Genomic DNA, 260 nt, shown 5'->3' with positions numbered 1-260 from the left:
ATCCCGCTGTGCCGCACTTGGCAGCAGGTCGGTGCCGCGCTGGAGGATGGCGGCCTGGCGTTCATGCCGCTGGTGGACTGGGCGCCGCAACTTCAGCGCATGATCGACTTGCGCAACACACTGGGCCTGCGTTCGCCGATCCATTCCCTGACCCGCATTCTCAACCCGCTGGGCGCGCGCTGCGGCCTGCAAAGCATCTTCCATCCCGGTTACCAGGCGGTGCACCGCGATGCCAGCGGCCTGCTCGGCGACACCGCGAT

At 67.7% G+C, this 260-nt stretch carries 1 pseudogene; it reads left to right on the top strand.

The window, feature by feature from the left end:
• Positions 1–260: pseudogene (locus tag AAEZ10_RS27520) on the top strand (glycosyl transferase family protein); the annotation flags it as partial.

It is taken from the genome of Pseudomonas sp. H26/SER47-MNA-CIBAN-0231 (assembly GCF_040310465.1).
Classification (GTDB): Bacteria; Pseudomonadota; Gammaproteobacteria; order Pseudomonadales; family Pseudomonadaceae; genus Aquipseudomonas; species Aquipseudomonas atacamensis.
Note: the sequence above shows the minus strand (reverse complement) of the source record. Positions and strands in the feature narration are given on the sequence as shown.